The following is a 16,747-nucleotide window of genomic DNA, read 5'->3' on the forward strand; positions in this document are numbered from 1 at the left end:
TCCTCCCTTATTATCTCGCGCTCAGTTTGTTGAAACCAGTTTCGTTTGTCGCACCTGTCAGAACCTGAAGCTCCACTTCCAGGGAACCGTCCTCGCGAAGCGTCTCTTCGCTGGCTCCGGCAATCTTGGTCACATAGTCAAGAGTTCCGATAACTTTGTCCAACTTAGGCAGGATAATAACCTGGTTCGCGTTTCCGCCTGTCACCACTGCGTCTGCTGCCGCGTCTGCATCTGCAAGAGACTGGGATCTTCCGTCACGTCCGGCATATTCGTCTGTGATGATAACCGTCTTGACACCCTCTGCCTCGATCTTCTTGCAGTTCATGATCAAGTCCGTATCCGGGTTTCCGAATCCTTCCTGGGATACGATGACACCGTCAAGGTCTAACATCTTGCAAAGCTTTGCGGTCCAGTCTGAGGAACGCTGCTTGTCTGCAAGGTATACGTTTTCATTTGTGATGATCTGGCATACGAAGTTGATTGTCTTGCCGTGCTCTTCAAACATATCATGTACGACCGGATTGTTCAGGTGCACATAGGTCGGGTTCTTGTCGCATGCGGATACGCAGTTGCCGGATACGATAGCGCCGTCCATGATCTCCGTCGGATTCAGGACAGTCGGAAGCACTTTCTTCGCGTCTACGCCGTACACATATGTATCGTGCAGAAGCCCCTGGCTCTGAAGCATCTGTACGTATGCGACTCTCGGAAGGTCCGGATATTTTTCCATGCCTTCTTTGATCGTGCATGTCTCATACACTTTCGTCTCGTCCGGTGTAAGGTTCCGTGCAAGTTCCCCGATATATACCGCAACCCGGAAGCCTGCAAACCTTACTGCCTTCTCATAGTCGTGCTGTTTGATACCGTCTACCGGTTCACATACCATAACGAGGTTGAGCGTCTTTGAAAATGGCGTATAGTCCGCGCCAGGGCCTGTCATGTCGATGATGCCTTCCTGGAAGCCTACTATCTTGCCGGCCGTAACGACCGCCATGCCTTTTAACGCATAAGTCTTGCCGCTTCCTACCGTATCTACCTTAGAGATGACGCCCGGGAAGATTCCCCCTCTTCCTTCTACTTTAACACGTGGCTCGATGACATCCTTCACAGGGGTGATCCTCACGCTCTCACCTGGCTTTGCAATGTCGAATGATACGCTCTTGATCTTCTCGTCCTCGAGAGCTACTGCCTTTACAGCCTCTTCTGATACATAAAGGATTCCGTCTTCAATCTTGGATTCTGCCGCGAACTGAATATCCTTGATGTATATGTGTCCCATTTCTAATTTCACGTATTGTTCCCTCCTTAAGTTAAATGTTGTTATTTGTTGAAGCTTTCGCTTGTTACAACCTCCCGCATACCTGGCCGGACGCTTCCTGCCCGGCTGTGCAGACATTACCACACGTCTGCCGATGTTATCGCGCTTTCCAGTAGGGTCCAGTCTATCATCTGGAAGTCATCATATACCTCGCGCTTATACTTGTCTGACTTGAACACGAACTTGCCGCACGCCTCTATGGCATTCTCGATGATAACGACCGACCTCGGGTCTACCTCCCCCTTTCCTGCCGACAGCATGATTGATTTATATGGTGTTTCATTAGGCTTTACACTCCCCGACAAAGGGTGTGATAAAAGCGTGTGCCCTTCATGTATTCTGTCTCTTACCGCCCTGAGCACTTCCTCATAAGAAATCTCTTCGTACTCCACGTTATGCGTTCCGCCGATTTTCTCCGGTACAAGTGGATTATTCGTTATTATTATGTAATCATTCTGCATCCCATCCACCTCTTCGACTGGATAATTATGGTAATCAAATTTTGAATAAAAAAAGGACGATATAAACACAGATGTGCAATTCGTCCTTTCTGTCTTTTGGCGTAATCATCTTACTTCAACACAAGATTCAGAATGCGGTCCTTTTCCCAGTCCTTTTGCCTGAAAGTTTCACCCCACAAGTGTTCACCCTCACCTGTCCGGCTTGCCTCTTCGGCGGCCATATGCATGGCTCTCTCTTGAAAAAAAATCAACCCGCTGTTAAATTTTATTTATAGACGCAATGAATATATCTTATTGCTTGTTTTAATATTAACTTATTGTTAATAATTTTTCAACCTTTTCAAATGAGAAAGTTCGATTTGGTAATTTCACACAACAAATCCCATTTAAATTTATGTATATTTACTCCAAACTTATTTTGACTTCTTATTTAAAAAGTTCTTATAATAATCGTCATGCACTTTCTTGATCATGCCGCTCAGCGCGAACAGGCCTAGAATATTCGGGATGACCATCATGGAATTGAAGCAGTCGGCCATATTCCACACAAGGTCAACCTGGGCGAGAGAGCCGAGTACGACGCAGGCAGCCACGAGCAGGGAATACACTTTCACGGCTTTGGCGCCAAACAAGTATTTGATGTTCGCCTGGCCGAAGAAATACCATCCCACGATCGTAGAGAATGCAAAGAAGAACATGCATACTGCGATGAAGATATCCCCTCCTTTGCCGAACAAAGTGGAAAATGCATACTGGCTCAGTTCCGCTCCTGTCTTCCCCGTAGGGATTGACTTTGTCGTAATGATGACAAGCGCCGTCAGGTTCAGGACGACAAACGTATCGATGAACACGCCGATCATTGCCACGAATCCCTGTTCCACCGGATGGTCTACCTTGGCGACCGCATGTGCGTGCGGCGTAGAGCCCATACCGGCCTCATTGGAGAAAAGGCCACGGGCCACACCCTTTGTGAGCGCCAGCTTGATCGTTGCCCCGACCGCGCCGCCTGCGATGGATGACGGGCTGAAAGCGCCGACGATAATCGCGTGGAACGCGTAAGGTATGTTCTTATAGTTATAGATGATTACAATCAATGCCCCCACGATATACAGCGCAGCCATAATCGGGACTATCGTCTCTGTCACCTTGGCAATCCGCTTCATGCCGCCCATGAATACGGCCAGAGCCAGAACTGCGATGATGACCCCCATCACTGCCTGGGGAACGCCGAAAGCCGTGTGGAAAGCTGCCGCGATAGAGTTGGACTGTACCGCATTGCCCATGAAGCCAAGCGCCAGGATTATCAGTACTGCAAATATGCCCGCAAGCACTTTGCCGAACGTGCCCTTGAATGCCGCACGGATATAATATACGGGACCTCCCGTCACCTCACCGTCGTCACCTACACATTTGTACTTCTGCGCCATGATGGCTTCTGAAAATATGGTTGCCATGCCGAGAAAAGCCGCGACCCACATCCAGAAGATTGCTCCGGGCCCTCCGATTGCAAGTGCCGTAGCAGCCCCGGCTATGTTGCCGGTACCTACCTGCGCCGCGATTGCCGTAGCCAGTGCCTGGAATGAGGACATGCCGTCGGCTCCTGCCTCCCCCTTCTTGTGGAACAGGCCGCCGAACGTCCTTTTCATGCCTTCCTTGAATCCTCTTACCTGGATAAACCCAAGCCTTACGGTAAACCAGATGCCGCCAAGCAGAAGCGCAGCAATCAGGATGTAATCCGCAAGATAATGCTGAATCGTCAAGACAATGTCATTTAATGTATCCATTCTAAATTCCCTCCTTCTCTCATAGATACGGCCGATAACCAGACCTTACCTATCGATAAGTATATGATAAATTATTAACAAAGTAAATGCAACAGGATTCTTCACTAATGATGATTTTTGGTGAATTTTCTTCAATATTCACATTTACACATTGAATTTACGTTGACATACATCTGAAGATTTGTGTAAAATGCCAACGCCCTGGCACAGGCTGCAAAAAAGGCAGCCGCCGGAATCCACTCCGGCAGCCGCCTTATATTCTATCTGCTAGACATTGATCTCTGCGCTCATGCCAAGCACTTCTTTGTTTGCTTCAAGCAGCGGTGATACCGAGTCCTTAAGGAACGCATCTACCTGCACCGCCGCACGTCCGGTATATCTGGACGGATCCATCGTCTTCTTAAGCTCTTCTTCGCTCAGATTGAATGCCGGATCTGCCGCGATGAGTTCCAGCAGATTGTTATCCAGCCCTTTTTCTTTGACATTTCTTCCTGCCTCCATGGACAGCTCCCGGATCTTCTCATGCAGTTCCTGCCTGTCGCCGCCTGCCTTGACCGCGTCCATCATGATATTTTCCGTGGCCATGAAGGGCAGCTCCGACATAAGACGCTTTTCAATCACCTTCGGATACACGACGAGGCCGTCCACGACGTTCAGGCACAGGTCCAGGATGCCGTCCACAGCCAGGAAGCCTTCCGGTACGCTGAGACGCTTGTTCGCGGAATCATCCAGCGTCCGTTCAAACCACTGCGCCGCCGATGTTATGGCAGGATTCAGCGCGTCCGCCATCACATAGCGGGACAGGGATGCAATCCTCTCGCTTCGCATCGGATTTCTCTTGTACGCCATCGCGGAAGAGCCTATCTGGGTCTTTTCAAATGGCTCTTCCACCTCTTTCAGATGCTGCAGGAGCCGTATATCGTTAGAGAACTTATGTGCGCTGGCGGCTATGCCTGCAAGCACGTTCACGACTCTTGTATCCACCTTGCGCGAGTAGGTCTGTCCGGATACCGGATAGCATGCTTTAAATCCCATCTTTTCTGCGATCATCGGGTCTATCCTGTCTATCTTCTCCTGGTCTCCCTCAAACAGCTCCAGAAAGCTCGCCTGGGTCCCGGTCGTCCCCTTGGAGCCGAGCAGCTTCAGGCTGTCCTTCACATACTCCAGATCTTCCAGATCCATCATAAATTCCTGCATCCAGAGCGTGGCCCTCTTCCCCACCGTCGTAGGCTGGGCAGGCTGGAAGTGTGTGAACGCAAGCGTCGGAAGCGCCTTGTATTCATCCGCGAATGCGGCAAGCTCCGCTATGACGTTGAGGAGCTTCTTTCTCACGATCTCCAGCGCTTCCGCCATGATGATGATGTCAGTATTATCGCCGACATAGCACGATGTGGCGCCAAGATGGATGATCCCTTTCGCCTTCGGGCACTGCTGCCCGTATGCATATACATGCGACATCACATCATGCCGGACGACCTTCTCTCGTTCTCTCGCCACATCATAGTTGATATCGTCTTTGTGTTCCTTCAATTCTCCAATCTGTTCATCCGTAATCGGAAGCCCGAGATCCTTCTCCGTCTCGGCCAGCGCAATCCAAAGCCTTCTCCATGTCCGGAACTTCTTGTCCGGAGAAAAGACATACTGCATCTCTTTGCTGGCATAACGCTCTGATAACGGGCTTACATATCTGTCTGTACTCATATTCTTTATCCTTTCATCCAATTTCATAAATCCACCCCATATGCTCCGAGTCTATTCAAAAGCCTGTGAGACATCCTTCCCCGGCACTTCCATCGGGTAGTTGCCTGTAAAGCATGCATCGCAGTATCCGAGGTCCCCTACCATATCTTTCAGCTTGTCTATCTCCATATAGCCGAGGGAGTCCGCCCCGATCATCTTCTGTATCTCATCCGGCGTATGCGTATGGGCGATCAGCTGCTCATTGGAAGGTACATCCGTTCCGAAATAACACGGATACAGGAAAGGCGGGGAGCTTATTCTGACATGGACTTCTAGAGCGCCTGCCTTTTTCAGCATCTTGATGATATTGGCGCACGTCGTACCCCGCACGATGGAATCGTCAACCATCACGATCCGTCTGCCCCGTACCACTTCCTCTATGACATTGAGCTTGATCTTCACGCTTGACTCCCGCTCGCTCTGGCTCGGCTTGATGAACGTACGGCCTACATAGCTGTTCTTATGGAAGGCCATGCCGTACGGGATCCCCGACTCTTCCGAATAGCCTTTCGCGGCTACGAGCCCGGAGTCCGGCACCCCGACAACGAGGTCCGCGGCTACGGGATAAGACTTTGCAAGCGCTCTTCCCGCTATAATCCGGGAATGATACACGTTCACACCGTCAAGCGTACTGTCTGTCCTGGCAAAGTAGATATATTCAAAGATACATCGGGCCTGTTTCCCTGCATCGATTGCCATGCTCCTGTCTGATTCGATGCCATGCTTTGTAAATGAAACGATCTCACCCGGCTCGACATCCCGCACAAAGTCCGCGCCTACGGCAGAAAGGGCGCAGCTTTCCGATGCCAGGATATACGTATTCCCGCGCTTACCGATGCAGAGCGGCTTCAGACCGAAGGGGTCTCTGGCTCCGATCATCTTCCTTGGAGAACTGACGACGAGCGCATATGCACCCCTGATCTTCTTCATCGCATTCTTTACCGCATCCTCGGCCTTCCCCGTATTCAGACGTTCCCGTGCGATATGGTACGCAATCACCTCAGAGTCGATGGTCGTCTGGAAGATGGCCCCGGTGTATTCCAGCTCCCTCCGAAGCTCCACCGCATTCGTCAGATTGCCGTTGTGGGCGATGACGAGCGTCCCTTTCACATAGTTGATGACAAGGGGCATGGCATTCTCCGCCCTGGAGCCCCCTGCTGTGGAATAGCGCACATGCCCTACTCCGAGATTTCCTTTCAGTTCCCTGAGGGACTCCTCGTCAAAGACGTCATTGACAAGTCCGAGCCCTTTCTTCGAGCGTACTTTTCTTTCCCCATATGTGTCCGTCACTGCTATGCCGCAGCTTTCCTGCCCGCGGTGCTGTAATGCGAAAAGCCCATAATATACGGTGGGGGCTACATCGCCCCCATCCATATCATAGGCTCCAAATACACCACATTCTTCTCCCATACCTGTCGTGACCTTTTCAAACTGGTTCATGAATGTTTAAGCTCCTTACTATTTTATGCCGATTCTTCTGAACACTTCCTGATATGCGTCTTCCACATTGCCCATATCCCGGCGGAAACGGTCCTTGTCCAGCTTCTCATGTGTCTTTATATCCCAGAGGCGGCACGTATCCGGAGATATCTCGTCTGCCAGGATAACGTCCCCGTGGAATCTTCCGAATTCAATCTTAAAGTCGATCAGCTCGATCCCTGCGTCTGCAAAGAACTTTTTGAGCACTTCATTGACTTTGAACGTATACTCTGTAATCTTCTCGATCTCTTCCCTCGTAGACGCGCCGATCGCGATTGCCATGTAGTCATTGATCAGCGGATCTCCCAGGTCGTCGTCCTTATAGCTGAATTCGAGCGTGGGCGCCAGCAGGCTCGTCCCCTCTTCGATTCCAAGTCTCTTGGAGAAGCTCCCGGCTGCTACATTGCGGACGATTACTTCAAGCGGTACGATCTCCACCTTCTTGACCGCCGTTTCCCTGTCGCTCAGCTCTTCTACAAAGTGGGTCGGCACTCCTTCTTTTTCAAGAACCTGGAAGACGTAGTTCGTCATCCGGTTGTTGATGACGCCCTTACCTACGATTGTTCCCTTTTTTTCTCCATTAAATGCTGTCGCATCATCTTTATAGTCTACAATTACAATATCTGGATCTTCTGTCTTAAAGACTTTTTTGGCTTTTCCTTCATATAACTGTTCTAATTTCTGCATACTAACACCCATCCTTTTCTTGTTTTATCATCTGAGTCCAAGGCCTGATTAGCGGAGGCTGATATGGGGACCCCCGCCAAGACGCCTTATGCACGTATAAGTATAATACAAGGCAGAAGGAAAAGCAATAATCCCGTCTGCCTTGTATAAATTCTTATTCATTATTTATTGCACGCGTATTCATAAGCGTATCTTATAGGTTCATCGTCACTTATAAGTTTTAGCCAAATTTCCCGAGGAACTCCTGCATCCTCTCGTTAGATGAGCCAAATACCTCTTCAGGGGTCCCCTGCTCCGCGATGTACCCGTCGTCCATGAATATGATATGGTCTGATACGTTTTTCGCGAAGTTCATCTCATGGGTAACGATTACCATCGTCATATGCTCCGCCGCAAGATCCTTGATGACCTTGAGGATCTCTCCGGTCAGTTCCGGGTCCAGCGCAGAAGTAGGCTCATCAAAAAACAGGATATCCGGATTCATGGCCAGCGCCCTTGCAATGGACACCCTCTGCTGCTGTCCGCCGGACAGCTGGTAAGGATAGGCATCCTCTCTGCCCTCCAGCCCCATCTTCCCAAGCAGCTTCCTCGCTTCTGCGACGACTTCTTCCTTTTTTCTTTTCTGCACCTTCAGCGGCGCGTCTATGATGTTTTTCAGGACAGTATAATGCGGAAACAGGTTGAAGTTCTGGAATACGAGGCCGAACGTGCCTGCGTAGCGTATCTCTCCCGAATCAGGCGTCTCCAGGTTCGTGGCGCACCGCAGGAGCGTGGATTTCCCGGAACCGGAAGGGCCGATGATGCCGAGCACCTCTCCTGTATCTACGGTGAGCGATATGTCTTTCAGCACTTCCGTATCGCCAAAGCTTTTCTTAATATTTTTCATCTCTAACAGACTCATGCCATATCCTCCTACCGGTAATAACTCATCTTATTTTCAATCGCTTCCATCACCACTGCCACGATCAGGTTGAACACATAATAGAAGATGCCGGCCGCCACGAAGGCCGTCATGGAGGTCTGGGCCGCCGCGATCTGCTTGGCGGTCGTGAACATCTCAGGAACCGCCACGACAAAAGCCAGGGACGTATCCTTTACGAGCGTTATCACCTCATTCGTAACCGACGGGAGTATCCGCTTCATCACCTGGGGCAATATGATACGGAAAAAGGTCTGGGGCCTCGTATAGCCGAGCACACGAGCCGCCTCATACTGCCCTGCCGATATAGATTCGATGCCGCCTCTGTAAATCTCTGCAAAATATGCGGCATAGTTAATCGCAAACCCGATCAGAACTGCCGTCAGCCGGTACGAAGCCGATATGCGCATCCCGAACAGATAATAGGGGCCATAATAGACGACCATCAGCTGAAGCATGAGCGGCGTCCCCCGCATCACTGATATGTACAGCTTTGTAATCCACTGTACGGGCTTGATCCTGGACATCCTTCCGAACGCTACGATCAGTCCGAGGGGCAGCGAAAATATCAGCGTCGCCACAAATATCTCTATCGATACGACCATACCTCCGGCCAGCTGTTTTACAATCAAAGCCACATTCATCTAATCTTCCTCCGTATCACATTCTTCATCCATATCTTCTCTCAGTCCGAAAGAGGCCAGGCCTGTCCGGCCTGGCCTCTGTTATGTGCAGTCAATCCCTGGCTGGGCTTATTTGCCAAGGCAGATTGCATCTGCGCTGATGCCGCCGTCGGCCCATTTCTCTACTATCTTGTCCAAAGTGCCGTCTTCTGCCATCGCATCCAATGTCTTCTGAACGGTGTCACGCAGCTCCTCATTTCCTTTTTTGAACCCTACGCCGTACTGTTCTGTGGACAGCTTTTCATCCAGCAGCCGGAATCCGCCGCCCCTGCTGTCAATCTGGTAATTGGCTACGCCGACGTCCATAGCAATCGCCTCACATGCTCCTGATTCCAGATCCATGAACGCGGTGTTGTAATCTGCCACCTGGTTCAATGCCCCGAACGTAGCTGCCAGCTCTGCCTGTCCGCCCTCTTCTTTGTCGTCGCTCTCAAGCGTATGTAATGCGGAAGAATCGGCCTGCACTTCTACCATCTTGCCTGCCAGGTCTTTGAATTCCTTAATGTCGGAATCCTCTGGTACAACGATTACCTGGCTGTTATCTACATATGGCTCAGACCACGTATATTTGTCTTCTCTTCCATTCATCGTAAATCCGTTCCAGATGCAGTCGATCGTCCCGGAGCTGAGCTCCATATCCTTTGAATCCCAGTCTATGGGCTGCTTTTTCAGTTCCCAATCGTTTCTGTCACACACTTCCTGCGCAAGGTCAAGATCAAAGCCTACATATTCTCCGTTGTCATCTTTGTATCCGTACGGCGGGAACGCGGCGTCAAATCCCACCACAAAGGTATCGTCGCCATTGTCTGCCTTCTCTTCTTTCGCGCTGTCTGTCTTGGCGTCCGACTTCTCTTCTTTATTTCCACATCCTGCAGCCGCCATCCCTGCAACCATCACAAGAACTAATAATACCGCTAATTTTCTTTTCATAAATGCTTCCTCCTCATCTGCAATATTACGGGCGTCTCATCCGCTGTACTGTTTTACCAGTTCATCAGTTGATTACTTTACCACACTAAATCGCTCTGTTATATTAGCATATTCCATGATTCTTGTCAATCCTGCGGTATTCTTTTTTCCACTGGTCCAGCTGCTCTATGCTTATCTCCATATTAATCTCCCTGCGTATCCTCTTGACATCCTCTTTCAGCAGAGAGGCAGTGCTCAGATACGCGGGATTGCCTGACATCATCTTCACGAACTGTTCCTCCGGCATCCCCCTGTAGCAGCTGTAGATATAGGCTTTAAGCATCTGCGGCTCCTCGCACAGACGGTATGCCTCCTGGTACATCCTCGCCGCTTCCTCATATAGGAACAGACGGCCGTATGCCGTGCCAAGGCTGCCGTAGACACGGCCATAAAAGGCCTTGTCCAGCGAGTCGTCCCACTCCTTGCTTACGATAGCCTGGTACACAAGGATGGCAGAGGCATATTCCCCGCTCTTGAGCAGGCTGTCCGCCTTGTACTTCTCCCGCTCCACATCGTTCTGATTCTGCAGGTGCTCCAGGATGCCCTGTATCTTGTTGATGTCGGACTGTGAATATATCGTGGATTCCTTCAGTATCGTCAGCACGAACTGTTCCACCGAGCAGTTTTGCGTAATCTCCTGGCGGAGCCTTTCTGCCAGCGCCTTCAGTTCGAGCTCCTGCTCGATCCAGTCGCAGAGCTGAGTATTCATTATCGTATAATCAATCAGGTAGAGGTTATTGCAGATGTAATAGCACAGCTCTTCTATCGTATATATGCGGACATGAATTCTCGTAATCTCATACGGCTGTTTTGCTTTTTTCTTATGACATAGAATTAAACTGCCCATTGATTCCTCCTAAATGTATCTCCTTCTCTACCTGAAAGCCTGTAGGCGGATAGAATTCGCCGAATCCGATATCCTTGAATTTGAGCCTGCACGTCCTCTCATCCAGAAACATCGTCTCGATCAGAAGACGAAGGGAATAGTCTTTCCTGTCCGGAAGCCCTTCCAGCTGCACGGTCTCTACCTTAAGGTCGCCTGCGGCGAGCGTCTCGATATGAATCTCGACGTCCGACGTATCTTCCAGTATCACTTCCCACTGTCCGTCCGCTTCATACCAATGCGTCCCCCATGACACGATAGGATGCCATCCTTCCTGCCCGTTGACCCGCATGCGCAGGCATATCTGTTCGGTCATCTTCGTCTCGTCCAGATAGACCGGTCCTTCATCATAATCGCGGCATTTCCGGATAGACGTATAGCATGCTCCTTTGCTGTACAGGTTGTTTCCCAGAAACGCCCTCCTGCCGTTGCACAGCACTTTCAGTGAATTCGGATACCAGTTGTTCTCGAACCCCTCCCCTGTCAGGTACACGGAAGAGACGACTTTTTTCTCGAACACACTCTGTATGAACGTCTTGAATCTGCCGTCCGCGTCTTTTGCCTTGTCCACATTCAGTACCGGATAGATAGCCTCCAGCTCTTTCATACGGGCGTTCGCCACTTCGTCCACCGTGACGAACTTCTCGTTCCCCCGTCCGGTCACCGTGTTCAGCCGGCGCAGCATATACGCCTTGATTTCCTGCGCATCACAGTAAAACAAGGCCGATTCGTACTGCCACAGCTCCTTGGGCTGATAGAACATATACTGGCAGAAGCTTTCCTTATAGTCCTGGACACATATGTGCTCCTTCTCTATGCCGAGATGCCTGCCGATACCTTTCAGCATCTTCGTCATATCAATGTTATTATCCGGTACAGAAAAGGTGATGTACGTTATCTTCTCAAATTCTTCAAGTGACAGGCTGATGAACTTGGCGAGCAGCCATACCGCATCATGCGTCTTGGCCCCTACTCTCACTTTTTCCTGCCTGACGGCCCGGTTAAAAAGATCTGAGACCGTGCATCCCTCATTGACGGTCGCCAGCCTCTTTGCCTCTTTCCCATACACCCACCGGTCCCTGAAATAACCAAGCATCAGAGGAATCTGGTAATTGTCCACCGCGACTTCCAATGTCACCGGTTCGTCTCTTGTCTCATCATAATAACTTATCTGACAGCTCTTCTCGTTCAGATCATAGCCGAGCATGCTCCCCTTATTCATTACCATCTCCTCCTCTCCTAGTATATCTTATATATTTCTTCCGCCATAATCTCTTCCTCCTTATACAGGAGCATCGCCTTCTTCTTGCTTGCAGGACTCATGGCAGCCATCGTATTCAGCCTGCCAAACTTTCCTGTGCCGGAAGCTTCCCTGACATTGGCCAGCGTCTCTTTCTCTGTCGTTATGCTCTGTCTGCCGTCCGTCTCTTTGAAGTAATAGCTGATGCTCTCGTCCGTATACAGGATAAACTGCTTGACATAGATGTTCTCATATGCAGGCGTCATCACTTCCATCCGATAGCCCAGCTCTTCTCTTCTTCCCTGTTTCATCTTATAGTGAAGTTCCACCCGGCTTCCCGGCGTGGCCTGGTACTCGATTATAACTTTGTCATAAAGCTGGTTCTCCCTCAGCCAGGATTCCTTATAATTCAGATAGCATGGGAATACAAGCTGCTTCTCGCACATTTCCCTGAGCACTCCGTGGAGAACCGGCTCCTCGCCTGCCGTATAATCCTGTGTGGAAAAGTATTTCAACAACGCTATCTTGCAGATGTCTGGCAGTTCCTCTTTCTTCTCACACTCGTGTATGATGATGTCGAACACGATTCTGCCGGTCTTTCGTCCCCGCAGCATGAATTCTCTGGAGACATAGGCGAGATATGCCTGCTTAAGCCGGAAATACACGCTGTCAGAGAGATAATAATCTTCAAATATATCTTCCTCCCTGAACAGGTCTTCAGAAAAGACCATCTGAGTAATAATGCGTTCGCCCACCTTATTGGCCGGAATCCCATAATCTTTCAGAACCTTCCAGAGCTTTTTCATATCGGACGTAGCTCCGCAGTAGTAATTGGCCAGATACATGAGCGTAGCCTTGTCATATTGCTCCTTCTTAAACAACTCGAAACAGAGGTAGCTTAAGAATTCATCCTCCTCATAGTTATCCTCCCTTATCCGTTTGCTGCAGAGCCGGAAAATGTCTTTTTCATCAAACGCGTCCATTCCCATCTGCCTGATATTTTCAAAAGTTGCCTCCTGCTTCTTCTCCTCATGCTTCCATATGCCGGCATGGGCCGCATACTTTTTATACATGTCGAGAAAACGTGGCTCATAGAACAGCCTTTTCGTCTCGTATGCGATGGAATCCGTATAATGCCTTCCTTCCAGGGACTCCCACACGACTCTTGACTCCTTATCATACAGGAAGATAACCGCGCCGTCCTCCTCATCGTAAGGAATCCTCTGGCGGACATTGCCGTCCTTCTCTATGACCAGCACGCAGTTCATGTTGCGCACCTTTGTCGTGATTTCATAGGCAAAGCAGATATCATGCAGTGCTTCCATCCGTTCTGCATTCATCTCATCTTCCCTTAAGAATCTTTTGTACAGGATTTTCAGCGGCTCTGTGATGTGGCGCTTCTCCAGCTGATCCCACGCAAAGGCGACCATCTGCTCTCTGTAGCTCAGATACAGGTCGCTCCCTTCCTCTTCAAAAGTAATCAGGTTGGCATACAGAAATGCCGCCTTTTTATAATCGAGCGTATTGCCGTGCATAAAGTACAGGAAGATGGACTTCGGAAGCGGGCCTCTCACCCGCTCTTCCTCTATCGTCACCATATAGTATTCATACAGCTGCGCTATCTTAAGTTCTGCGTCCACAGCCCGCTTATACCACTCGAAATAACGCTGCTGGCTCTTGTTGCCCTTGATCAGCAGCGTGCAGATTGTATTCAATATCATTGTCTCGCTGTACATCTTGTAGATTCGTTCCAGAATGCGGAACAAGGCATCGCTGTAATTCTTCTGCTGGCTGGCAAAATTGGCGACATACAGAGCCAGCTCTTTCGTCATCAATCTGTATTTTGACGCGAAATTGAGCACCTGTATCTCAAATTCGCCTAACTTTTTCAGCAATGTCGGCTTTTCTTTATAGCACTCGTATGCCGCCAGATAGAAGAGCACCTCATGAATCTCAAAGCTGAACTGCTGTTCCAGCACTTCAATCCGTTTATACGGATTGCGGTACCTGGGGTCCAGGTTGATCAACATGCTGAGAAGCGGCCAGGAATCCTGATGCCGCATATAGGTCTTTCCTATTTCGTCGAGGACCCTGTCTACGTGACTACCTTTGCCTCTGATGAGCGCCGTGAGATAGAGATAGTAGCAGTTCGTTACCGGGTCTTTCCCTATGGCGAACCGGTTGTAATTATAGTTTTCAAGTATCCATTTCGCCTCTTCCGCCTTGTTGCCAATCACATATATATGGGCCTGCAGAAGCTGCAGCGTCTCGCTCTGGGGATCCATCTTACGCAGTGCCGCCATCTTCTCGATTGCACTTTCCACCCAGTTGTTCAGTTCCACCCTTCCGGCCACATAACCGACATACCCCTTCAGAATCTGGGCCTCCAGCAGTTCCTTCATACGGTGATCTTCGTCATAATCCTGGTTCTGCAGCACTTCTACCTCGTATATGAGTGTCTCATACGGCGTGATGAACTTCAATGCGCCGAAGTTCCTTCCGCCGTGCAGATGCTCTGGTCTTACGAGATATTCTACCTCGTACGTATTGCCGACGAAGTCTTCCGTGCTGAGCTCGGGACGGAGCACTTTGATGAACCTCTCCTCCGCCTCCACCTTGATTGGCATGAATCCCCATGTATTCTTCATGAGCGTAAGCGTGCCTTTTGTGGACTCTTCAATATCTTCAAACAGCATGCCTTCTCCGGGAAGGGTGAGGAAGATGCACTCCTTCTGTTTGATGCCGACAAGGAATTCCTCCATCGCCTGCTCGCCGAGGGACCATTTCCTCATGTTGTCGTACAGGTAGAAGATCCTCTCGTTCTCATATTTTAATATTTCATAAAATTCTCTGGAGCGGAACAGCCGTCCTGCCTCCGAAAAATCTTTGATTGCCAGTTTTCTGAAATCATCTGTGCTCTGTACTTTGCCGTAAGAAGTCATCACATACGGTTTCTCGATAATAGCAGTAAAGGAAAGTTCATACTCTCCCCCGTTGCAGACAACCGTAAACTTGCCTTCCTCCACATGCCCGGGACGTAATCCTCTGCCATCATAAGTAAATTCTACTCTTGCAGGATTTCCGTCAAATCCCTGGTCTTTAAAATGAACACGAAAAGAAGACGGGTATATCAACCCCCGTATATTCCCCTCTGTCTGGCTTTTCACAGAAAAACTTCCCCTGTACACTTCACCTTCTCCGATAATCATAACGAGATTGGTTTCCTGGAAGAGAACATCAGGATGTGCATTATGGAAGTCACCCTTGGAAAATTTCTGAATTTTGTTTTTCAAGCCTGCCACCTGCTTCTTTCGTTGCATTTTTCTAAAAACATATTATAATGAATTATAGCATTGTTCTGGCTGAGATGGCAATGCTGTAGATACAAAATCTTGAAAATATGTAGACAGGAAGTATAGATATGGATAAAAAACCTGAATTTCATGGAAGTGATATTGAACAGATCTCGCAGTACTACCACATACCGCAGGAGGATATCGTAAGTTTCGGCGCTAATGTCAATCCGCTCGGCCTCTCTGAGCATGTGAAGGAGCAGCTTGCATCCAACCTGGATGTAATCACCCGGTATCCTGACCGGAATTATGCCCGGCTCAGGGACACCATCGGCGCCTATTGTCATGCAGACCCGGAGCACATCGTAGTCGGGAACGGTTCTACCGAGCTGATTTCTCTTCTCATCAGCGGTCTGCGACCGAAAAAGGCGCTCGTCATAGGCCCTACCTACTCTGAATATGCCAGGGAGCTCTCTCTCGTCGGCGGTACGCTGGAATATTACAATCTGAGGGAAGAAAAGGACTTTGCCCTCGACGTGCCGGACCTTCTGGACGCCCTTGCCCCGGACACCGGGCTGCTTGTCATCTGCAATCCGAACAACCCTACCTCCTCGGCACTTGCCTGCGCGCAGCTTGAGGAGATCCTCCGGTTCTGCAGGGAGAGAGGCATCTTCGTCATGATTGACGAGACATATGCCGAGTTTGCTCCGGAGCCGGAAGCCATCACCGCTATCGGGCTCGTACCGAAGTACGACAACTTTATGGTCATCCGCGGGGTGTCCAAATATTTTGCAGCCCCCGGCCTTCGTTTCGGATATGGTATCACGAGCAGCAGGGCGTTCCTCGACGTCCTGCACCGGCACCAGAATCCGTGGAGCTTGAGCAGCATCGGCGCCTTTGCCGGCAGGCTCATGCTCGAAGATGACACGTATATCCAAAAGACGTGGAACCTGATAGATTCCGAACGTACCCGTCTGTTCAACGAGCTCCGTACATGGAAGGGCGTGAAAACCTACCGCCCGTATGCCAACTTTATCCTCGTCAGGCTCCTTAGGGAAGGGCTCACTTCTTCTGACGCATTCGAGCATGCAATCCGTCAGGGTCTCATGATACGCGACTGTTCCTCATTCCGGAGCCTGGACGGAGAGTATATCCGGTTCTGCATCATGGATCCGGAAGACAACGACAGGCTGATGGCCTGCCTTCGAGGTTATTTGGAGGTTTAGTAAACTAGGGCGCCGATGGGGAGGTATGGGGCAGATGCTCCGATGCGTCCGGGAACTGCGACTAT

At 49.9% G+C, this 16,747-nt stretch carries 13 protein-coding genes and 1 riboswitch; of the genes, 1 reads left to right on the top strand and 12 read right to left on the bottom strand.

The window, feature by feature from the left end:
• Window positions 1-10: 10 nt before the first annotated feature.
• The 12 genes from HJV72_RS11430 to HJV72_RS11485 all read right to left on the bottom strand — a co-directional run bounded on the left by HJV72_RS11430 (window position 11) and on the right by HJV72_RS11485 (window position 15,483).
• Entirely contained in the window at window positions 11-1,291 is a 1,281-nt protein-coding gene (locus HJV72_RS11430) for a glycine/sarcosine/betaine reductase component B subunit (RefSeq protein WP_198146271.1), read from the bottom strand.
• Window positions 1,292-1,395: 104 nt separating this feature from the next.
• Entirely contained in the window at window positions 1,396-1,779 is a 384-nt protein-coding gene (locus tag HJV72_RS11435) for a GrdX family protein (protein WP_066575103.1), read from the bottom strand.
• 137 nt (window positions 1,780-1,916) lie between these two features.
• Window positions 1,917-2,028, bottom strand: a riboswitch (glycine riboswitch).
• A 164-nt stretch (window positions 2,029-2,192) separates the two neighbouring features.
• Window positions 2,193-3,563: an alanine/glycine:cation symporter family protein gene (locus HJV72_RS11440; protein WP_066575100.1), complete on the bottom strand. Its 1,371-nt coding sequence runs from the start codon at window positions 3,561-3,563 to the stop codon at window positions 2,193-2,195.
• A 267-nt stretch (window positions 3,564-3,830) separates the two neighbouring features.
• Complete coding sequence (gene purB / locus HJV72_RS11445) at window positions 3,831-5,264, bottom strand: adenylosuccinate lyase (RefSeq protein ID WP_117772503.1); 1,434 nt, start codon at window positions 5,262-5,264, stop codon at window positions 3,831-3,833.
• 51 nt (window positions 5,265-5,315) lie between these two features.
• The gene (purF, locus tag HJV72_RS11450; RefSeq protein WP_066575097.1) at window positions 5,316-6,743 is read right to left on the bottom strand and encodes an amidophosphoribosyltransferase; all 1,428 of its coding nucleotides are present in this window, start codon (window positions 6,741-6,743) and stop codon (window positions 5,316-5,318) included.
• Window positions 6,744-6,761: 18 nt separating this feature from the next.
• Window positions 6,762-7,469: a phosphoribosylaminoimidazolesuccinocarboxamide synthase gene (gene purC, locus HJV72_RS11455; RefSeq protein WP_066575094.1), complete on the bottom strand. Its 708-nt coding sequence runs from the start codon at window positions 7,467-7,469 to the stop codon at window positions 6,762-6,764.
• Window positions 7,470-7,689: 220 nt separating this feature from the next.
• Entirely contained in the window at window positions 7,690-8,370 is a 681-nt protein-coding gene (locus tag HJV72_RS11460; protein WP_066575092.1) for an amino acid ABC transporter ATP-binding protein, read from the bottom strand.
• Between the two features lie 11 nt (window positions 8,371-8,381).
• Entirely contained in the window at window positions 8,382-9,032 is a 651-nt protein-coding gene (locus tag HJV72_RS11465) for an amino acid ABC transporter permease (protein WP_208071120.1), read from the bottom strand.
• 108 nt (window positions 9,033-9,140) lie between these two features.
• Window positions 9,141-10,001 carry an amino acid ABC transporter substrate-binding protein gene (locus HJV72_RS11470; protein ID WP_208071122.1) on the bottom strand — a complete coding sequence of 287 codons (861 nt, stop codon included), beginning with the start codon at window positions 9,999-10,001 and terminating at the stop codon, window positions 9,141-9,143.
• Window positions 10,002-10,104: 103 nt separating this feature from the next.
• Window positions 10,105-10,887 (bottom strand): tetratricopeptide repeat protein, encoded by a 783-nt coding sequence (locus HJV72_RS11475; RefSeq protein WP_208071125.1) that lies wholly within the window; start codon window positions 10,885-10,887, stop codon window positions 10,105-10,107.
• Window positions 10,862-12,145 (bottom strand): DUF5716 family protein, encoded by a 1,284-nt coding sequence (locus HJV72_RS11480; protein ID WP_208071127.1) that lies wholly within the window; start codon window positions 12,143-12,145, stop codon window positions 10,862-10,864. The genes HJV72_RS11475 and HJV72_RS11480 overlap by 26 nt, the downstream gene beginning before the upstream one ends.
• Window positions 12,146-12,162: 17 nt before the next feature.
• Window positions 12,163-15,483 (bottom strand): DUF5717 family protein, encoded by a 3,321-nt coding sequence (locus tag HJV72_RS11485; protein ID WP_208071128.1) that lies wholly within the window; start codon window positions 15,481-15,483, stop codon window positions 12,163-12,165.
• A 101-nt stretch (window positions 15,484-15,584) separates the two neighbouring features.
• Here HJV72_RS11485 and HJV72_RS11490 point away from each other — a divergent pair, with 101 nt between their 5' ends.
• The gene (locus HJV72_RS11490) at window positions 15,585-16,682 is read left to right on the top strand and encodes a pyridoxal phosphate-dependent aminotransferase (protein WP_208071131.1); all 1,098 of its coding nucleotides are present in this window, start codon (window positions 15,585-15,587) and stop codon (window positions 16,680-16,682) included.
• Window positions 16,683-16,747 lie beyond the last annotated feature (65 nt).

It is taken from the genome of Extibacter sp. GGCC_0201 (assembly GCF_017566055.1).
Classification (GTDB): domain Bacteria; phylum Bacillota; class Clostridia; order Lachnospirales; family Lachnospiraceae; genus Extibacter.

Excerpts from the sequence above, each read along its gene's own strand:
- purC (WP_066575094.1), bottom strand. The coding sequence starts at position 7,469 with ATGCAGAAATTAGAACAGTTATATGAAGGAAAAGCCAAAAAAGTCTTT.
- HJV72_RS11435 (WP_066575103.1), bottom strand. The coding sequence starts at position 1,779 with ATGCAGAATGATTACATAATAATAACGAATAATCCACTTGTACCGGAG.
- HJV72_RS11465 (WP_208071120.1), bottom strand. The coding sequence starts at position 9,032 with ATGAATGTGGCTTTGATTGTAAAACAGCTGGCCGGAGGTATGGTCGTA.
- HJV72_RS11490 (WP_208071131.1), top strand. The coding sequence starts at position 15,585 with ATGGATAAAAAACCTGAATTTCATGGAAGTGATATTGAACAGATCTCG.
- purB (WP_117772503.1), bottom strand. The coding sequence starts at position 5,264 with ATGAGTACAGACAGATATGTAAGCCCGTTATCAGAGCGTTATGCCAGC.
- HJV72_RS11470 (WP_208071122.1), bottom strand. The coding sequence starts at position 10,001 with ATGAAAAGAAAATTAGCGGTATTATTAGTTCTTGTGATGGTTGCAGGG.
- HJV72_RS11480 (WP_208071127.1), bottom strand. The coding sequence starts at position 12,145 with ATGAATAAGGGGAGCATGCTCGGCTATGATCTGAACGAGAAGAGCTGT.
- purF (WP_066575097.1), bottom strand. The coding sequence starts at position 6,743 with ATGAACCAGTTTGAAAAGGTCACGACAGGTATGGGAGAAGAATGTGGT.
- HJV72_RS11475 (WP_208071125.1), bottom strand. The coding sequence starts at position 10,887 with ATGGGCAGTTTAATTCTATGTCATAAGAAAAAAGCAAAACAGCCGTAT.
- HJV72_RS11440 (WP_066575100.1), bottom strand. The coding sequence starts at position 3,563 with ATGGATACATTAAATGACATTGTCTTGACGATTCAGCATTATCTTGCG.
- HJV72_RS11485 (WP_208071128.1), bottom strand. The coding sequence starts at position 15,483 with ATGCAACGAAAGAAGCAGGTGGCAGGCTTGAAAAACAAAATTCAGAAA.
- HJV72_RS11460 (WP_066575092.1), bottom strand. The coding sequence starts at position 8,370 with ATGAGTCTGTTAGAGATGAAAAATATTAAGAAAAGCTTTGGCGATACG.